This window comes from Flavobacterium sp. LC2016-23, assembly GCF_009674775.1.
GTDB lineage: Bacteria > Bacteroidota > Bacteroidia > Flavobacteriales > Flavobacteriaceae > Flavobacterium.
This window is the reverse complement of the sequence record NZ_WKKE01000005.1, coordinates 99,557-115,575: the sequence shown is the minus strand read 5'-3', so window position 1 is coordinate 115,575 and position 16,019 is coordinate 99,557. Positions and strand designations below refer to the sequence as shown.

The following is a 16,019-nucleotide window of genomic DNA, read 5'->3' as shown; positions in this document are numbered from 1 at the left end:
TTCTTTAAATATTAATAACAATTATACAATATGTTAAACAATAAAACAATACTAATTACAGGAGGTACAGGATCCTTAGGTAAAGCACTTACAAAGCATATCTTTAATACTTATCCATCAGTTAAAAAAGTTATAATTTTATCAAGAGACGAGCAAAAGCAGTTTCAGATGGCACAGGAGTATCCATTGAATAAATATCCACAAATACGTTTCTTTCTTGGAGATGTTAGAGATGAGCAAAGGTTAATCAGAGCTTTTCAGGGTGTTGATTATGTGATTCATGCAGCCGCCATGAAACATGTTCACTTAGCAGAGTATAATCCTGATGAATGTATAAAAACAAACATTGGAGGTGCACAAAATGTTATTCATGCAGCAATGCAAACAAATGTTAAAAATGTGGTTGCCTTATCAACTGATAAAGCATGTGCTCCAATCAATCTTTATGGAGCAACTAAATTAACTTCAGATAAATTATTTGTTGCTGCAAACAATATCAAAGGATTTAATCCAATCAAATTTTCAGTAGTTAGATACGGTAATGTGATGGGCTCTAACGGGTCCGTAATTCCTTTTTTTATCAATAAAAAGAAAGAAGGTAAATTGCCAATTACAGATATTTCAATGACACGTTTCAATATATCGCTTCAAGGAGGTGTCGATATGGTAATGCATGCAATGGAACATGCATGGGGAGGTGAGATTTTTATTCCGAAAATTCCTTCATACAAAATTAGCGACGTAGCACAAGCAGTTGCGCCTGATTGTCCGATTGAAGTTGTAGGAATAAGACCAGGAGAAAAAATACATGAAGAAATGATTACAGCTTCTGATTCATTTTATACTTATGATTTAGGTAAGTACTATACAATTTTACCTTCTGTACCTAATTTTAAATTAGAGGATTTTTTAAAGCATTTTAACGCTAAAAAAGTAAATGAAGGGTTTAATTATAATTCTGGATCTAATGAAGAGTGGGAAACAGTAGATACTTTAAGAAAATTGATAAAAGAGCATGTTGATGTTAATTTTGAAATATAATGGAGAATAAAATTATTCCTTACGGTCGTCAAGATATTACAGAAGAAGATATTAATGCTGTTATTGAAACATTACAATCTGATTTTTTGACGCAGGGACCTAAAGTAAAAGAATTCGAAGAGAAATTTGCAAAATCAGTTGATGCTAAATATGCAATTGCAGTAAATAATGCGACAGCAGGTCTTCACATTAGTGTTATGGCATTAGGTTTAAGAAAAGGAGATAGAATAATCACAACTCCAATAACTTTTGCGGCCTCGGCAAATTGTGCCCGGTATGTTGGAGCTGAAGTATGGTTTGCTGATATTGATAGAGATACTTATTTGTTGTCACTAGATAAAACAAGAGAGCTGATAGAAAGTAAACCTAAAGGTTTTTTTAAAGGAATTATTCCGGTTGATTTTGGTGGCTTGCCAGTAAATTTGGAGGCATTTAAAAAATTAGCAGATGATCATGGCCTTTGGATTTTAGAAGATGCTTGCCATGCACCTGGAGGTTATTTTCTAGATTCAAAAAATCAGAAGCAATTTTGTGGAAATGGTGTTTATGCTGATGCAGCTGTTTTTTCATTTCATCCGGTAAAACATATTGCTTGTGGTGAAGGAGGGATGATAACAACTAATTCTGAGGAGATTTATAGAAAATTACTTCTTTTGAGATCTCACGGAATTACAAAAGAGAATATGGTTGAAAATCATGGAGGATGGTTCTACGAAATGCAAACGCTAGGATTTAACTATAGAATAACAGATTTTCAAGCAGCTTTAGGAATATCTCAATTAGCTAGAAACAACAAAGGTGTTGTAAAAAGAAATGAAATTGCACAGCAATATAAAGAAGCTTTTAAAAGTAAATTTAAGTTTCAGGTTTTACCAGATAACTCTTTGAATGCACATCACCTTTTTATTATTGAAGTTGAAGATCGTAAAGGATTATATGATTATTTGCATGCAAATAAAATCTATGCACAAATTCATTATATTCCTGTTCATCAATTACCCTATTATAAAAATATTGGATATAGTGACGTAAATTTGAGTAATTCGGAAGATTATTATTCTAAATGTATCAGTTTACCAATGTATCCGACTTTGACCGCAGAGGAACAAAATTTTGTAATCAAAAAAACCCTTGAATTTCTACATGACTAATCTTTGTATTATTCCTGCAAGGGGAGGAAGTAAAAGAATTCCTAGAAAAAATATTAAATTATTTCTGGGAAAACCAATTATAGCTTATTCAATAGAAGCAGCAATTAGTTCTGGTTTATTTGAAGAAGTTATGGTATCTACCGATGATAGTGAAATAGCTGAAGTAGCAAAAAAATATGGGGCAATAGTACCATTCTTACGATCAGATAAAACTTCGAATGATTTTGCAACAACTTTTGATGTAATTGAAGAAGTTTTAGAAAACTACAAGAAAATAGACAAGTGCTTTACAGTAGTTTGTTGTCTTTATGCATGCGCACCATTTGTTACATCGCAAAAGCTTTCAGAAAGTTTAGAGATTCTTGACAGTAATAGCTATGATAGTGTGTTTCCAGTAATTCCTTTTGGATTTCCTATTCAAAGGAGTTTAAAATTTGAAGGTAACAAAATTAATTTTTTTTATCCTGAATTTAGTTTGTCAAGATCTCAGGACTTAGAAAAAAGTTATCATGATGCAGGACAGTTTTATTGGATGAAAATTGATAAATGTTTGAAACAAAAAAAAATATTGACAGAAAATACCGGAAGTATAATCATTTCTGAGATGGAAGGTCAGGATATTGATAATGAAGTCGATTGGAAACTAGCTGAATTAAAATATGAATTGTTACAAAATATTACATAGTCAAAAATTTTCTCAAGGAGATTTTTCGATCGTTCCAATCCGCTATGAAGATCGCTTAGATATAATGAAATGGCGAAATGAGCAAATTTATCATTTACGTCAGGATAAACCCTTAACTTTAGAAAATCAAGAATATTATTTTACGTCAGTTATTAATAATCTTTTTGATCAGGAACAACCAAATCAAATATTATTTTCGTTTTTAGAAAACGATAAATGTATTGGATATGGTGGTTTAGTTCATATTAATTGGATTGATATGAATGCCGAAATTTCTTTTATAATGAATACGGAATTAGAAGAAGAATATTTTCAGTCACATTGGCTAACATATTTAGGTCTGATTGAACAATTAGCTTTTAATGAATTGAATTTTCATAAAATTTACATTTATGCTTTTGATCTTAGACCACACCTATATACTGCCGTTGAGAAAGCTTCTTTTATAAAAGAAGCAGTACTTAAAGAACACTGTAAATTTCAAAATAATTTTATAGATGTTGTAATTCATTCTAAAATAAAACAAAAGTGAAAATAGGTTTATTAGTATCCGGCGGCCTTGGATATACTATTTTGCAAGAAATGTATAAGGCTTACGAATTATCATTTGTTATGACTGATAAAGGATCTGTTTTAATTCAGGACTTTTGCGAAATTAATCGAATACCCAAATTTATTGGTAATCCGAGAAATGGAAACTCTGATAAGTTTGTATCAGAAGTATCATGTGACGTTTTGGTTTCTGTAAATTATTTATTTTTAATTGAGCAAAATGTAATCCAAATTCCAAAAATTTTAGCTTTTAATATACACGGATCTTTGCTTCCCAAATATAGAGGGCGAACTCCACATGTATGGTCAATAATTAATAATGAAACAGTCACTGGTATTACCGCTCATTTGATAGATTCAGGATGTGATACAGGAGATGTAATTGAACAGATTGAAATTAAAATAGATTCAAAAGATACAGGTGCTACAATTTTAAAAAAATATGAGTCTCAATATTTTTCTTTAGTTTCTTTAGTTTTAAAAAATATTGAAAGCAATAATTTTACAACAATTCCTCAAAACAATTCTATTGCGACTTATTTTGGAAAAAGGACTCCCGAAGATGGCTTGATTAATTGGTCATGGCAGCGAGAGCGAATTTATAATTGGACCAGAGCTCAAGCTTTTCCTTATCCAGGTGCTTTTACTTTTTATTTGAAAAGAAAAATTATAATAGATTGGATTGATTTTGATGATTATGGTTTCGATTCTGATGTTCCTGATGGTACAATTATTACAATTAATCCAGTCAGAGTTAAAACTCCTAATGGAGTAGTTAAAATAACAAAGTTTCGAGATGATATCGATGATATAAATATTAATAATAAATTTGATGATATATGAAAATTGGTTCGTTTGAAATAAATAATTCCAGTCCTGTTTTTATTATAGCTGAACTTTCAGCTAATCATAATGGAAGTATTGAAGTTGCAATAGAAACTATTAAAGCGGCTAAAAGGGCAGGTGCAAATTGTATTAAACTGCAGACCTATACCGCAGATACTCTTACTATTGATAGTAGTAAAGATGATTTTTTAATAAAAGGAACTATTTGGGAAGGTAAAAATTATTATCAATTATATAAAGAAGCATATACTCCTTGGGAATGGCATGCGGAATTATTTAAAGTAGCAAAAGAAGAAGGATTAATTTGTTTTTCTTCACCATTTGATAAAACAGCTGTTGACTTTTTAGAGAATCTTGATGTACCGGCTTATAAAATAGCCTCTTTTGAAATTACAGATATTCCTTTAATCGAATATGTAGCTTCTAAAGGAAAACCAATTATTTTATCAACGGGAATAGCTGAGGAGGAAGATATACTTCTAGCCTTAGAAGCATGCAAAAAAGTTGGTAATAATGATATTGCTTTACTAAAATGTACTTCAAGTTATCCGGCACCAATTGAAGAGGCTAATATGAGTATGGTTAAGGACCTCGCAGAGAGATACAATGTTATAAGTGGATTGTCTGATCATACAATGGGGGCAACGGTTCCAATCGTTGCGACTGCTTTTGGTGCAAAAATAATTGAAAAACACTTCATTTTAGACCGCTCCATTGGTGGTCCCGATGCATCTTTCTCTATGAATGAAGTAGAGTTTACTGCTATGGTAAAAGCAGTTCGTGAAGCTGAAAGTGCAATTGGAATTGTTAATTATTCCTTAACCGAAAAGCAAATAAAGGGTAAAGATTTTTCAAGATCTTTATACGTTGTTGAAGATATAAAAGAAGGTGAAATACTGACGGAAAAAAATGTCCGTTCCATTAGACCTGGTTTTGGAATGCATCCTAAATATTTTAATGAAATTTTAGGAAAAAAAGTTACAGTTAATTTAGAGAAAGGAGATGCATTAAAATGGGACTACATTAATAAATAATATGAAAAGAAAATTACTAAGTTTAACGTTTGCTTTATTTTTTTGTCTTTCATGTGCTTCAGAGGATATAAAGAATATTTTCCTTGGGGAAAAAATATTAATTACAAAAATTACATCAAATCAATTGCATAATGCTTTTACTGATTTAGTTTTTTTTAATAATCAATTTTTTCTTGCTTTTAGAGAATCTGATTTGCATGTTGGAGGAAAAGATGGTGTTATTAAAGTTTATAATAGTCCAGACGGGATCAATTTTAATATAATTAAAACGATTAATGTAGATGGCATAGATCTACGAGATCCAAAATTTTCAGTTAATGAAGAAAAAAATGAATTGATGCTGTATATTCATGGAGCACAGTTTAAAAATTCTAACTTTTTGGGTAGATCGGATTATGTTTTGAAATATTTGGGTGAAGATGTTTGGTCCGATTCTAAAAATGTTTTGCTCGATAATTTGAAAAAGAATACTGAAAAACTGAAAGGAAATGAAGCTTGGCCATGGAGAATTACGTGGCATAAGAATAAAGCTTATAGTGTTGGTTATGCACCTGATATTTTTGATCTATATCAAAGTGAAGATGGTCTTTTTTTTAAAGGTTTGAATGCATTTGAAAAAAGACCTGGATTTCCAAATGAAACAACCTTAAGGTTTAGAGATGATGGTGATATGTATGCCTTATATAGAAATAGTAAAGGAAATTCATTTCTCGGAAAATCTTCTTCATATACAAATAATTGGGATTGGTTTCAAGAAATTCCAATCATTAATTTTGGTGGGCCAAATTTTATATTTTTAGATCATAATAGAATCCTGATTACGGGTAGGGAATCTGATCAGGTAACTTTAAGTTTATATGATCTTATGACTCTTGAATATAAAAAACTAATAACTTTAGAAAGTGGTGGAGACTGTGGATATGCCGGAATGGTTGTAAAAGACGGCTACTTATTCCTTAGTTATTATTCTTCTCATGCAACACCTGGTGGTAGTTCAGTTTATGTAGCCAAGATGAATATCAATAATTTAAAATAATAGAATTAATAGTTATTTGAAATAGTTGTTTTTCAAATACTAAACTTCTATTTTTTTAGTTTTCTAATAATTTTTCAAAATAACAATATCAATAGTGAAAATTTTTACCTCAATCTTAACAAGTAATAAATCTCGTAAATTTATAAAGGGAGGTGTAATTCCGAAAGTTTCTAAAATTACTTCGAATAAGGTGTTGAATTACACCATTTCTACCTATTTAATATATGTGTTATATTTTGTAAATTCTATATTTATCGCTATTTACTTAGGGCCCTATTATTTAGGTGTTTGGGGGTTTATTAACTTAGTTATACAATATCTTGCGCAGCTTAATTTTGGAATAACACACTCTGTAAATTCCATAGTTTCTATTTCAAAGGATGATAAAGATTATATCACAAGAATATTAGGGATTTCTCTGACTTTACTTAGTTTATTGTCAATTTTTTTATTGTTTTTTTTCCTCTTTAGTGTAGTGTTTAATTTTGATATTGGTAATAAATTTCATTTCTATAACTATCTTCCTTTAGTTTTAATAGTAGCTATTTTGGCATTTTATAATAGTTTGATTTCTAATGTTTACCGAGCATACGGAAAGTTAAATGAAATAATTTTTAATCAGATTTTTTATCCTTTAATATCGCTATTATGTATTTTTTTTTATAGAGGAGTCGATTTGTTGTGGGCATTAGTAATTAGTAATGCAATTTCGTCGATTATTATTTTTATCGTTTTAATTGTTAGATGTCCCATTAGTATAAGACCTAATTTAGATATGAATTTGGCAAAAATGGTCGTAAAAAGAGGGTTGTATTTGTTTTTGTATAATACTTCTTTCTATCTTATTATAATAACAACCAGATCATTTGTAAGTGCTTATTTTTTAGTGACTGAATTTGGTTATTTTACATTTGCTTTTACTCTTGCAAATGCTGTTTTGCTATTACTACAATCATTTTCGTTCTTAATTTACCCTAAACTATTAAACCGATTTTCTAAGTTCTCAAACGAACAAAGTTATTTGTTATTAAAAGAAGTAAGAAGCGCTTATTTAACAGTTTCTCATTTTATTATCCATTTTGCAATTTTGCTAGTACCCGTTTTTTTATTGTTTTTTCCTAAATATGAATCAGCCCAAAAGGCTTATCCCATTATTGCACTAACAGTTGTATTGTTTTCAAATTCTTTTGGTTATCAAGAACTTTTGATTTCAAAAAGCAATGAAAAAAAACTTGGTTTTTTAGCGTTTTGCTGTTTAGGATTAAATCTTGTTTTATGTTACATCATGATAAAGGTTTTTAATGTTCCTTATTACTTACTTTCTATAGGTACTATGATTACTTATATGGTTTATGTTTTCTTTGTAGGAAAAAGCGGAATTAGGTTGCTGGATCTGGATTCCAACTTTAAAACAATAATAAAAGACATTTACCCAGCAAGGATTATGATTCCTTATTTTATAAGCATATTAATTTTCTTTACTTATAATGAAAGTATTTATTTAATCATACCCATAGTAGTTTTTTTAATTCTCAATTATAAAACGATATTAGGATTTAAGAAAATAATTAAATTGATTTTGTTCAAGCCGGATATAATAAATATTTAAAGTATTTAGTAAACGAATTAATAATTTTTTGGATATAACAATGATAATAAATGTATTAAGAAAAACAAGGCTATATTTTATTTTATCAGTTATAAAATCGGCAATAATTTATTATTACTATTTTATAGTTAATAGGAATATATCTTATTTCGATTATAAAAAATTGGCTAAATCTTATCCCATTTTTTCTACGTCTAAAAATCCTGGAGTGATAGGAAATAAATGCTACGGGAATTTATGGGCAGTAAAAAATGCTATGTCTAATGGATTTACTGAAAATTGTATAATTGAGCATGGCTTATATTTTGGTGAATATGTCTTATTGGAGGATTTGAGGTTAAACAAACCTGAGGTTATATATACGTATGGAGATTATCGAAAAAATGTTTTAGAAAATTGTGATCACGAGTTTTTAAAAAATGTTAGAATCGAAACAGTTGGACCATATATTAATTATGTACCAAATTTTGCTAAAAAAGATACTCTAGGACAGATCAAAAAAAAGTATGGAAGCATATTGCTTGTTTTTCCTACTCATGCTTCTCCTGAGGTAGATTTAAATTATAAAGAAGATGACTTCTTAGAAGAAATAAAAGCAGTGTCAAAAAATTATGACACTGTTTTTATTTCCTTATTTTGGCTGGATATATTAAAAGATAAGCATTTGATTTACGAAAAACTGGGGTATAAAGTTGTTACTGCCGGGACAAGGAATGATCCAAGATTTTTAAATAGATTAAGAGATTTAATTGAATTGTCTTCTATGACCATGTCAAATGATATTGGTACACATATAGGTTATTGCATATCTCTAAAAAGGCCTCATTATTATTACTACCAAAAAATAGAAATGAAAATTATACAGCCATTTTTTAGTAGTAATATCGATGTAAATCGTCAAGTTTTGATTCAAGAAGAAAAGAAAATGTTTTGTAATATATTTTCCTCCAAAGAACAAATAATAACCGAAGAACAAATAAAATTAGTTGAAAATTATTGGGGAAAAGAAATTTATGTATGATTGTAGCAATTAATTATTCTAACGAAACTTTTAAAAAAGCAGCAAAATTAAATGCGTTTACAGCAAAACATTTTGGAAAAGTTGATAAAGTAATATCTTATTCTCCTAATGATGTAGATGAATATTTTAAAATAAAAAATTCCAAAATATTTGAGAATAAACGAGGTGATGGTTGTTGGTTATGGAAACCTTACTTTATAAGTAAAACTCTTTCAGAGCTAAATGAGTTTGATTATCTTGTTTATGTAGATTCAGGTATTTGTTATTTAAATAAGATTGATTATTTGATAGATAAAATGAATGGGGTCAAGCAAGATATTTTTTATACTCAAACGCCCCTTTTAGAAGTACAATACACTCACCCAGAGGTTATAAAAGCACTTAATGCAGAACCATATAAATTTACAAATCAGGCACAGGCTGGTTTAATGGTTATAAGAAAAACTGATTTTAGTGTGAAGTTTATTCAAGATTGGTTAGACTTGTGTCAAGATTCTAATCTTTTGACTGGTAATTTTGATGATTGCAGCTCTGAACCATTTTATATTTCACATCGTGAGGATCAATCTTTGTTTAGTGTTTTGACTAAAAAGCATGATTTGAAACCATTTATGGATTGTACAGACTATGGACGATTTCCTGTAAATTATCTACATAACGATATTCTGTTTAAAATTACTCACTATGAATCAAATTATAAATTAGATAAGACAGTTTTTCTACTTTTTAGAAAAGCAAATCCTTTTATTTATTTTTTAAAGTTTATACTTAAAAAAATATTTGCTTCGATTGGTTTTACCAGGCATAAATTTTTAACGGATTTAGCTAATTTAAAAATATGAATAAAGTAACTATTGTTTTTGATTATTCTGTGGATGGACATCACTTAGAATACCTTAATCATATTTATAATGATTGCATAAATAAAGAATCAGAAAAATTTATTTTTATAGTTCCAGAAGCATTCAAATTAGTTTCAAATAAATTAGTTTGGCCCACATCTCAAAATGTAAAAATTGTTTTTATAGATAGTGTGAACTTTCAAAAGTTCAAAGAAAATGGCATTAAAAGGTCTTTTTACCTTTGTCAGTATCTTAAAACTCAAATAAAAAAATATGACGCTACGGATGTTTTTTTAATTTCCTTAATGGAATTTATGCCTTTTTTATCAATATTAATTAATAAAAAAACTAAGATTTCAGGAATAATTTACTTAATTTATTTATATCGATGGAAGGGCTCAACAATGCTTTCAAAAATAAGTGATGCTTTTAAATATATTTTATTTTCTAGATCAGGTGTTTTTAAAAATATTTTTTTACTAAATGATACCGTTGCCCCCATTTATTTAAATAGAAAATTTAAAACTTCAAAATTTAAGTACTTACCAGATCCTTTTATGCCTCTCTCAAATACAGGGGCAGTAGATTTGCGCAATGAGTTGAATATTAGTAAAGAAAAAATAGTTTGTTTGCATTTTGGGGCATTAACAGAAAGAAAAGGAACCTTAGGGATTTTGCAAAGTATTCTAGAAATGAATCCCGAAAAAGCAAAGAGATATTCTTTTATTTTTGCAGGTAAAGTTAGTCATGATATCAAAGATGTTTTTTATTCTTTAGTAGATGATACTTCTAAACTAACAGAAATAATTATATATGATGAATATGTAGATTATGATTTTTTAGGGTCATTATGCTTAATCAGTAATTATATATTAATACCGTATAAAAATACAGAACAAAGTAGTGGTGTGATTTCTTATGCGGCACAGTTTAAAGTTCCTGTTGTAGCTCCTAGATTAGGATTATTAGGAAAAATTATAAAACGCAATAAATTAGGAATTTTACTAGATAATAGTTCCTCTGAAAGTATAAAAGAGTTTCTTAATAATTCTGAAGATTATAATTTTTTTATGAATACCAATTATCTCGAGAATAATCAGGTTTCTAAGTTTGTCAATTTAATTTTTAAGGAATAATTTTCATGAGATATGTCTTTTCTTTCGTCGACTTATGGCCTTATTTATTAATTGCTTTTGTTTTTCTATTATGTTTATTTCTAGAATCGAAAAATAATTCCAGAATAATTTTTTTGACATTATTCATCTTTTGTGCACTTCGATATGATGTAGGCTGGGATTATATGTCATATATAGAAGATTTGGACACAGGTTTTGATGAGCTTTTAGATTCGAGGTATGAATTTTTAAGTAAATGCGTTTTTTTGCTTGGAAGTTTTTTGAATTTTTACCCTCTTGTTTTTATTATTTTTGCATACTTAACATTGAAAATAGTTTATGATGGAATTAAACAATATTCAATAAATCCATTATTGTCGTGGGTAGTTTATTACTCTATGCCACTTTTCTTTTTTTCTGCTTTATCTACAATAAGACAATCTCTAGCAACCGTTATTGTATTTTATTCTTATCGATTTGCTAAAGAGAAAAAGTATCTATTTTTTTTATTGACAATTTTTATTGGAAGTTTATTTCATATTTCGTCAATTATTGGACTTCTGATTTTACCATTGGTACTATGGCCATTAAATAGAACAAAAAATATTATATTCTTTATTTCGTCATTCTTTATTTCAACATTGCTGTATAATTACCTGATAAACTTAAATGCAGGAATTAGTAGTTTGACAAGATTGCAAAGTTATATTTTAAATGATGAGAATGTTAAGCCTAATATGATAACTTATTTGTATTATGCTATTGGATTATTTAATCTTTTGTTTTATGAAAAATTAGTAAGTTTTAATGCTCGTAATAAAGACTTTATAACACTTTTTAATTTTGGTTTAATAATGCTTAATTTACTATCATTCGAGCCTATTAGTTCTTTAAGAATTAGCGCATTTTTTATGTTGTATTTAATATATCTAGTGCCATATTATGTTAAGTTCTTTATTTCAAGCGACCGAATGATTGTACAATTTTCAATTATTACAGGCTTTCTTTTGTTGTCTTTTTTTTATATTTATTTATATATTAAATCTTACAATGAATTTTTATTGGCAAAAACTTCTTTTGTGCCCTATAAATTTTGGTTTTTACAATAAATACATAAATTTTTTTAAATCACGTTAGTTTATGAAAATTGGCATTATACTGTCAGGAAATATTGAATCTCAGCCATATCTAAGTTATTATACAGATGTTTTTGATGAAATGAATATTGATTATGATTATATTGGATGGGACCGAGATAATGAAAATCCGCAAACATATAATAATCATAAAGTAATTTCGATTAACGTAAAGGGATCAATTAAAAACAATAATTTTAGAAAAATATATGATTATTGGATTTTTGCAAAAAGAGTAAAAGAGCATTTGAATAAAAATAATTATGATTTTTTATTAGTGCATACAATTGTTAATGCTGTTTTTCTAAAAAACTATTTGTTGAAAAAATTTAGCAGCAAATTTATTTACGATATTAGAGATTACTCACCTATATATCCTTTTGTTAAAAAAAGCGTAAAGAAACTAATTAATAAAAGTCTTTTCACCGTCGTCTCATCTGAAGGTTTTTTGGAATGGCTTCCAATAAATAGTCAGATAATTTTAAGCCATAATGTTGCGAAAAACAATCTTTTTGTACCTGTAGAAGAGTGGAAATCACTAAATAAAAATTCGTTAAAAATTCTAACAATTGGAAAAATTAGAGATTTTTATTCAAATCAAAGGGTTATTTGTGATCTAGGTAATAAAAATGGTCTTGAAATGATATTTTCAGGAGCAGGAATTGAAAGCGAAAAATTAAAGACTTTTGCTCTGGAGAATTATAACAATGTGGTTTTTACTGGAAGTTATGAAAAAAAAAATGAAACAGATATAGTAAAACCTGCTAATATGATAAATATAGTATTGCCAATAAATATTTTAAGTAATACATTAATAAGTAATAGATTTTATTTAGCAATAACTCATAAAAAACCCATTATAGTAAATGAAGAAAGTTTCCAGTCAACTTTCATTGAGAAATATAATTTAGGCTTAATTGTAAAATCTCAAGAAAATATCTACGAGAAAATAGAAGAATATATTGATCATTTTGATTACAAATCATTTAATAAAGGTTGTGAGGATCTCATTTTAATAGTCAAAAAAGATATTGAAATTTTTGAAAATACAATTAAAGAAAAATTAATTCAAAATAAAAAATAAGAATATTTAAAAATAGTAATTAAACTTAAATGAAAATATCAATAATTACAGTTTGTTACAATAGTGCCGCAACCATAGAAAAAACAATTCTTTCCGTTGCAGAGCAGACTAATAAAAATGTAGAATATATAATTGTAGATGGTAATTCTAAAGATAATACTTTAGAAATTATAAAGAAACATGAGAATAAAGTAACCAAATGGATATCGGAGAGAGATAAGGGGCTTTATGATGCAATGAATAAAGGGATTGAGATGGCAACCGGTGATTTGATTGGTATTTTAAATTCTGATGATGTGTTTAATAATGAGTTGGTTTTGGAACAAATAGCAGCATTTCATAAAAATAATGAAATAGATGCTTCTGTTGGAAATATTCTTCAGCATAAAGAAAATGGTAAAATTTTAAGGCTATACTCGTCTAAATTTTGGAGTCCAGAGAAATTAAGAATTGGTTTTATGCCGCCTCATCCTTCTATTTTTTTTAAAAAAGACCTCTTTAATAAATTTGGAAATTATGAGTTAGGATTTAAAATTGGAGCCGACTATGAGCTTATTACCCGATTCTTTTTGAAAAATAATATAACTTGGAAATACTCTGGAATTACTACTACAGCAATGTTGGTTGGAGGATTAAGTAGTTCCGGATCATCATCATATTCGTTGATTACAAAGGAAATTCAAAAGGCGCTAAGCATGAATAACATTCGGTTTTCTCCTATAAAAATAAAAGGGCGTTTTTTATGGAAAATAATCGGATTTTTGAGGAAATGAAGGTAGCAATTACAGGAGCCTCAGGTTTTGTCGGTTTAAATCTTCAGGATTATTTAAAAGAAAATTACGAAATAAAACCTTTAAGTGTTCGTTTTTTGCCTGATCAGGAATTTAGGTTAGAATCAGATGCTATAGTTCATTTGGCTGGTAAGGCACATGATTTAAAAAAAGTTTCAAAACCAAAGGATTATTATGATGCTAATTTTGAGTTAACAAAACAATTATTTGATGGTTTTTTAAATTCAGATGCTCAGGTTTTTATTTTTATGAGTAGCGTTAAGGCTTGTGCAGATAAAGTTGAGGGGGTTTTAATAGAAAATACTAATTCTGATCCTAAAACACATTATGGGATTTCTAAATTGCAGGCAGAACAATATATTCTAGATAAGAAATTGCCTGACGGAAAAAGAGTTTATATAATTAGACCTTGTATGATTCATGGCCCTGGAAATAAGGGAAACTTAAATCTTTTGTATACACTTGTTTCACAAGGAATACCTTGGCCATTAGGAGCTTTTTCAAATCAAAGATCTTTTTTAAGTATTGAAAATCTTTGCTTTGTAATCAAAGAGCTGATAGAAAATGAAGGCATTGATTCAGGTGTCTATCAAGTTGCAGATGATGAAGCAATTTCTACCAATGATTTAATTCTGACATTAAACAAGGCTTTGAATAAAAAGACTATTGCCTTGCAAATTCCAGTGACGGTAATAAAAAGAATATCAAAACTTGGAGATTTTTTACACTTGCCTCTTAATTCAGAAAGACTTCAAAAGCTTACAGAAAATTATGTGGTAAGTAATGAAAAAATTAAGAATGCAATTGGAAAACCACTTCCAGTTTCTGTTTATGAAGGATTATTAAAGACCTTCAAGTCTTTTAGTACACTAAAAAAATAAATTAAAGTAAATAATATTAAAGAAGATAAAATGAAAGTAGCGCTTATAACAGGTATTACAGGACAAGATGGTTCGTACCTGGCAGAATTATTATTAGAGAAAGGTTATATGGTTCATGGTGTTAAAAGAAGAGCATCTTCCTTTAATACACAACGTATTGACCATATTTATCAGGATCTGCATGAAGTGCATGTGAATTTTAAATTGCACTATGGTGATTTAACGGACTCTACTAATATTATTCGAATTATTCAAGAGATACAGCCAGATGAAATTTACAACTTAGGAGCAATGAGCCATGTAAAAGTTTCTTTTGACTCACCGGAATATGTTGCAAATGTTGATGGTATTGGTACATTAAGAATTTTAGAGGCGGTGCGTATTTTGGGTCTGGAAAAGAAAACGCGTATTTATCAGGCGTCAACGTCTGAATTGTATGGTGGTTTGGCTGAAAACAAAAACGAGAAAGGATTTTATGACGAGAGTTCTCCTTTTTATCCGCGTTCGCCTTATGGAGTGGCAAAAATTTATGGTTTCTGGATTACGAAAAACTATCGAGAAGCTTATAATATGTTTGCCTGTAATGGAATTTTATTTAACCACGAATCGCCGCGTCGAGGAGAAACTTTTGTAACTCGTAAAATAACTATGGCGACAGCAGCTATAGCTTTGGGCGAACAAGATTGTATATACTTAGGAAATTTAGATGCACAACGTGATTGGGGACATGCTAAAGATTATGTAGAAGCCATGTGGCGTATTCTGCAACAAGATGTTGCTGAAGATTATGTGATTGCTATGGGAGAAACTACCTATGTCCGTGATTTTGTTAAAATGTCATTTGGAGAAGTAGGAATAGAAATCGAATTCAGAGGAGAGGGAGTAAATGAAAAAGGATTTGTTGCTTCTTGTAGTAATCCGGACTATCAGATTGAAGTAGGTAAACAGATTATTGCTGTTGACCCTCAATATTTCCGTCCAACAGAAGTAGACTTGCTTATTGGAGATCCTACGAAATCAAAAACACAGTTAGGCTGGGTTCCAAAATATGATTTGGCAGGATTAGTAAAAGAAATGATGGCATGTGATCTTGACAATGTTAGAAGAGAAAAAATGCTAAAAGAAGTACGGTCATCAATTAGATATTAATTTAGATTGATCAAAAAAAATATTCTTACATTAGAAAGCAACAATT

The 16,019-nt window shown here is 28.8% G+C and carries 16 protein-coding genes; all 16 read left to right on the top strand.

The window, feature by feature from the left end; genetic code table 11:
- Positions 1 to 30 precede the first annotated feature (30 nt).
- The 16 genes from pseB to gmd all read left to right on the top strand — a co-directional run bounded on the left by pseB (position 31) and on the right by gmd (position 15,973).
- On the top strand, positions 31 to 1,041 hold the full coding sequence (gene pseB / locus GJU43_RS05700) for a UDP-N-acetylglucosamine 4,6-dehydratase (inverting) (protein WP_154339856.1): 1,011 nt from the start codon (positions 31 to 33) through the stop codon (positions 1,039 to 1,041).
- Complete coding sequence (gene pseC, locus GJU43_RS05695) at positions 1,041 to 2,192, top strand: UDP-4-amino-4,6-dideoxy-N-acetyl-beta-L-altrosamine transaminase (RefSeq protein WP_154339855.1); 1,152 nt, start codon at positions 1,041 to 1,043, stop codon at positions 2,190 to 2,192. Before pseB ends, pseC begins: the two co-directional genes overlap by 1 nt.
- Complete coding sequence (gene pseF / locus GJU43_RS05690) at positions 2,185 to 2,877, top strand: pseudaminic acid cytidylyltransferase (RefSeq protein ID WP_154339854.1); 693 nt, start codon at positions 2,185 to 2,187, stop codon at positions 2,875 to 2,877. Before pseC ends, pseF begins: the two co-directional genes overlap by 8 nt.
- Positions 2,852 to 3,409, top strand: coding sequence for a GNAT family N-acetyltransferase (locus tag GJU43_RS05685; RefSeq protein ID WP_154339853.1), 558 nt, complete (start codon positions 2,852 to 2,854; stop codon positions 3,407 to 3,409). Before pseF ends, GJU43_RS05685 begins: the two co-directional genes overlap by 26 nt.
- Entirely contained in the window at positions 3,406 to 4,272 is an 867-nt protein-coding gene (locus GJU43_RS05680; protein WP_154339852.1) for a formyltransferase family protein, read from the top strand. Before GJU43_RS05685 ends, GJU43_RS05680 begins: the two co-directional genes overlap by 4 nt.
- The gene (pseI, locus tag GJU43_RS05675; protein WP_154339851.1) at positions 4,269 to 5,309 is read left to right on the top strand and encodes a pseudaminic acid synthase; all 1,041 of its coding nucleotides are present in this window, start codon (positions 4,269 to 4,271) and stop codon (positions 5,307 to 5,309) included. Before GJU43_RS05680 ends, pseI begins: the two co-directional genes overlap by 4 nt.
- Before the next feature lies 1 nt (position 5,310).
- On the top strand, positions 5,311 to 6,345 hold the full coding sequence (locus tag GJU43_RS05670) for a hypothetical protein (RefSeq protein WP_154339850.1): 1,035 nt from the start codon (positions 5,311 to 5,313) through the stop codon (positions 6,343 to 6,345).
- Between the two features lie 94 nt (positions 6,346 to 6,439).
- Positions 6,440 to 7,954, top strand: a complete 1,515-nt coding sequence (locus GJU43_RS05665; RefSeq protein ID WP_154339849.1) for an oligosaccharide flippase family protein — start codon at positions 6,440 to 6,442, stop codon at positions 7,952 to 7,954.
- Between the two features lie 163 nt (positions 7,955 to 8,117).
- A complete protein-coding gene (locus tag GJU43_RS05660; RefSeq protein ID WP_154339848.1) occupies positions 8,118 to 8,975 on the top strand; it encodes a hypothetical protein in 858 nt (285 codons plus the stop codon).
- The gene (locus GJU43_RS05655; RefSeq protein ID WP_154339847.1) at positions 8,972 to 9,817 is read left to right on the top strand and encodes a hypothetical protein; all 846 of its coding nucleotides are present in this window, start codon (positions 8,972 to 8,974) and stop codon (positions 9,815 to 9,817) included. The genes GJU43_RS05660 and GJU43_RS05655 overlap by 4 nt, the downstream gene beginning before the upstream one ends.
- Positions 9,814 to 10,953 carry a hypothetical protein gene (locus GJU43_RS05650; protein ID WP_154339846.1) on the top strand — a complete coding sequence of 380 codons (1,140 nt, stop codon included), beginning with the start codon at positions 9,814 to 9,816 and terminating at the stop codon, positions 10,951 to 10,953. Before GJU43_RS05655 ends, GJU43_RS05650 begins: the two co-directional genes overlap by 4 nt.
- A 113-nt stretch (positions 10,954 to 11,066) precedes the next feature.
- Positions 11,067 to 12,041 (top strand): EpsG family protein, encoded by a 975-nt coding sequence (locus tag GJU43_RS05645; RefSeq protein WP_195760023.1) that lies wholly within the window; start codon positions 11,067 to 11,069, stop codon positions 12,039 to 12,041.
- A gap of 31 nt (positions 12,042 to 12,072) precedes the next feature.
- Complete coding sequence (locus tag GJU43_RS05640; protein WP_154339844.1) at positions 12,073 to 13,152, top strand: hypothetical protein; 1,080 nt, start codon at positions 12,073 to 12,075, stop codon at positions 13,150 to 13,152.
- A 29-nt stretch (positions 13,153 to 13,181) separates the two neighbouring features.
- Entirely contained in the window at positions 13,182 to 13,925 is a 744-nt protein-coding gene (locus GJU43_RS05635; RefSeq protein ID WP_154339843.1) for a glycosyltransferase family 2 protein, read from the top strand.
- The gene (locus GJU43_RS05630) at positions 13,895 to 14,824 is read left to right on the top strand and encodes an NAD-dependent epimerase/dehydratase family protein (protein ID WP_370455507.1); all 930 of its coding nucleotides are present in this window, start codon (positions 13,895 to 13,897) and stop codon (positions 14,822 to 14,824) included. Before GJU43_RS05635 ends, GJU43_RS05630 begins: the two co-directional genes overlap by 31 nt.
- Before the next feature lie 30 nt (positions 14,825 to 14,854).
- Positions 14,855 to 15,973, top strand: a complete 1,119-nt coding sequence (gene gmd / locus GJU43_RS05625) for a GDP-mannose 4,6-dehydratase (protein WP_154339842.1) — start codon at positions 14,855 to 14,857, stop codon at positions 15,971 to 15,973.
- Positions 15,974 to 16,019: the final 46 nt, after the last annotated feature.

Excerpts from the sequence above, each read along its gene's own strand:
- GJU43_RS05685 (WP_154339853.1), top strand. The coding sequence starts at position 2,852 with ATGAATTGTTACAAAATATTACATAGTCAAAAATTTTCTCAAGGAGAT.
- pseF (WP_154339854.1), top strand. The coding sequence starts at position 2,185 with ATGACTAATCTTTGTATTATTCCTGCAAGGGGAGGAAGTAAAAGAATT.
- GJU43_RS05630 (WP_370455507.1), top strand. The coding sequence starts at position 13,895 with ATGGAAAATAATCGGATTTTTGAGGAAATGAAGGTAGCAATTACAGGA.
- GJU43_RS05640 (WP_154339844.1), top strand. The coding sequence starts at position 12,073 with ATGAAAATTGGCATTATACTGTCAGGAAATATTGAATCTCAGCCATAT.
- gmd (WP_154339842.1), top strand. The coding sequence starts at position 14,855 with ATGAAAGTAGCGCTTATAACAGGTATTACAGGACAAGATGGTTCGTAC.
- GJU43_RS05650 (WP_154339846.1), top strand. The coding sequence starts at position 9,814 with ATGAATAAAGTAACTATTGTTTTTGATTATTCTGTGGATGGACATCAC.
- GJU43_RS05670 (WP_154339850.1), top strand. The coding sequence starts at position 5,311 with ATGAAAAGAAAATTACTAAGTTTAACGTTTGCTTTATTTTTTTGTCTT.
- GJU43_RS05655 (WP_154339847.1), top strand. The coding sequence starts at position 8,972 with ATGATTGTAGCAATTAATTATTCTAACGAAACTTTTAAAAAAGCAGCA.
- pseC (WP_154339855.1), top strand. The coding sequence starts at position 1,041 with ATGGAGAATAAAATTATTCCTTACGGTCGTCAAGATATTACAGAAGAA.
- pseB (WP_154339856.1), top strand. The coding sequence starts at position 31 with ATGTTAAACAATAAAACAATACTAATTACAGGAGGTACAGGATCCTTA.
- GJU43_RS05635 (WP_154339843.1), top strand. The coding sequence starts at position 13,182 with ATGAAAATATCAATAATTACAGTTTGTTACAATAGTGCCGCAACCATA.
- pseI (WP_154339851.1), top strand. The coding sequence starts at position 4,269 with ATGAAAATTGGTTCGTTTGAAATAAATAATTCCAGTCCTGTTTTTATT.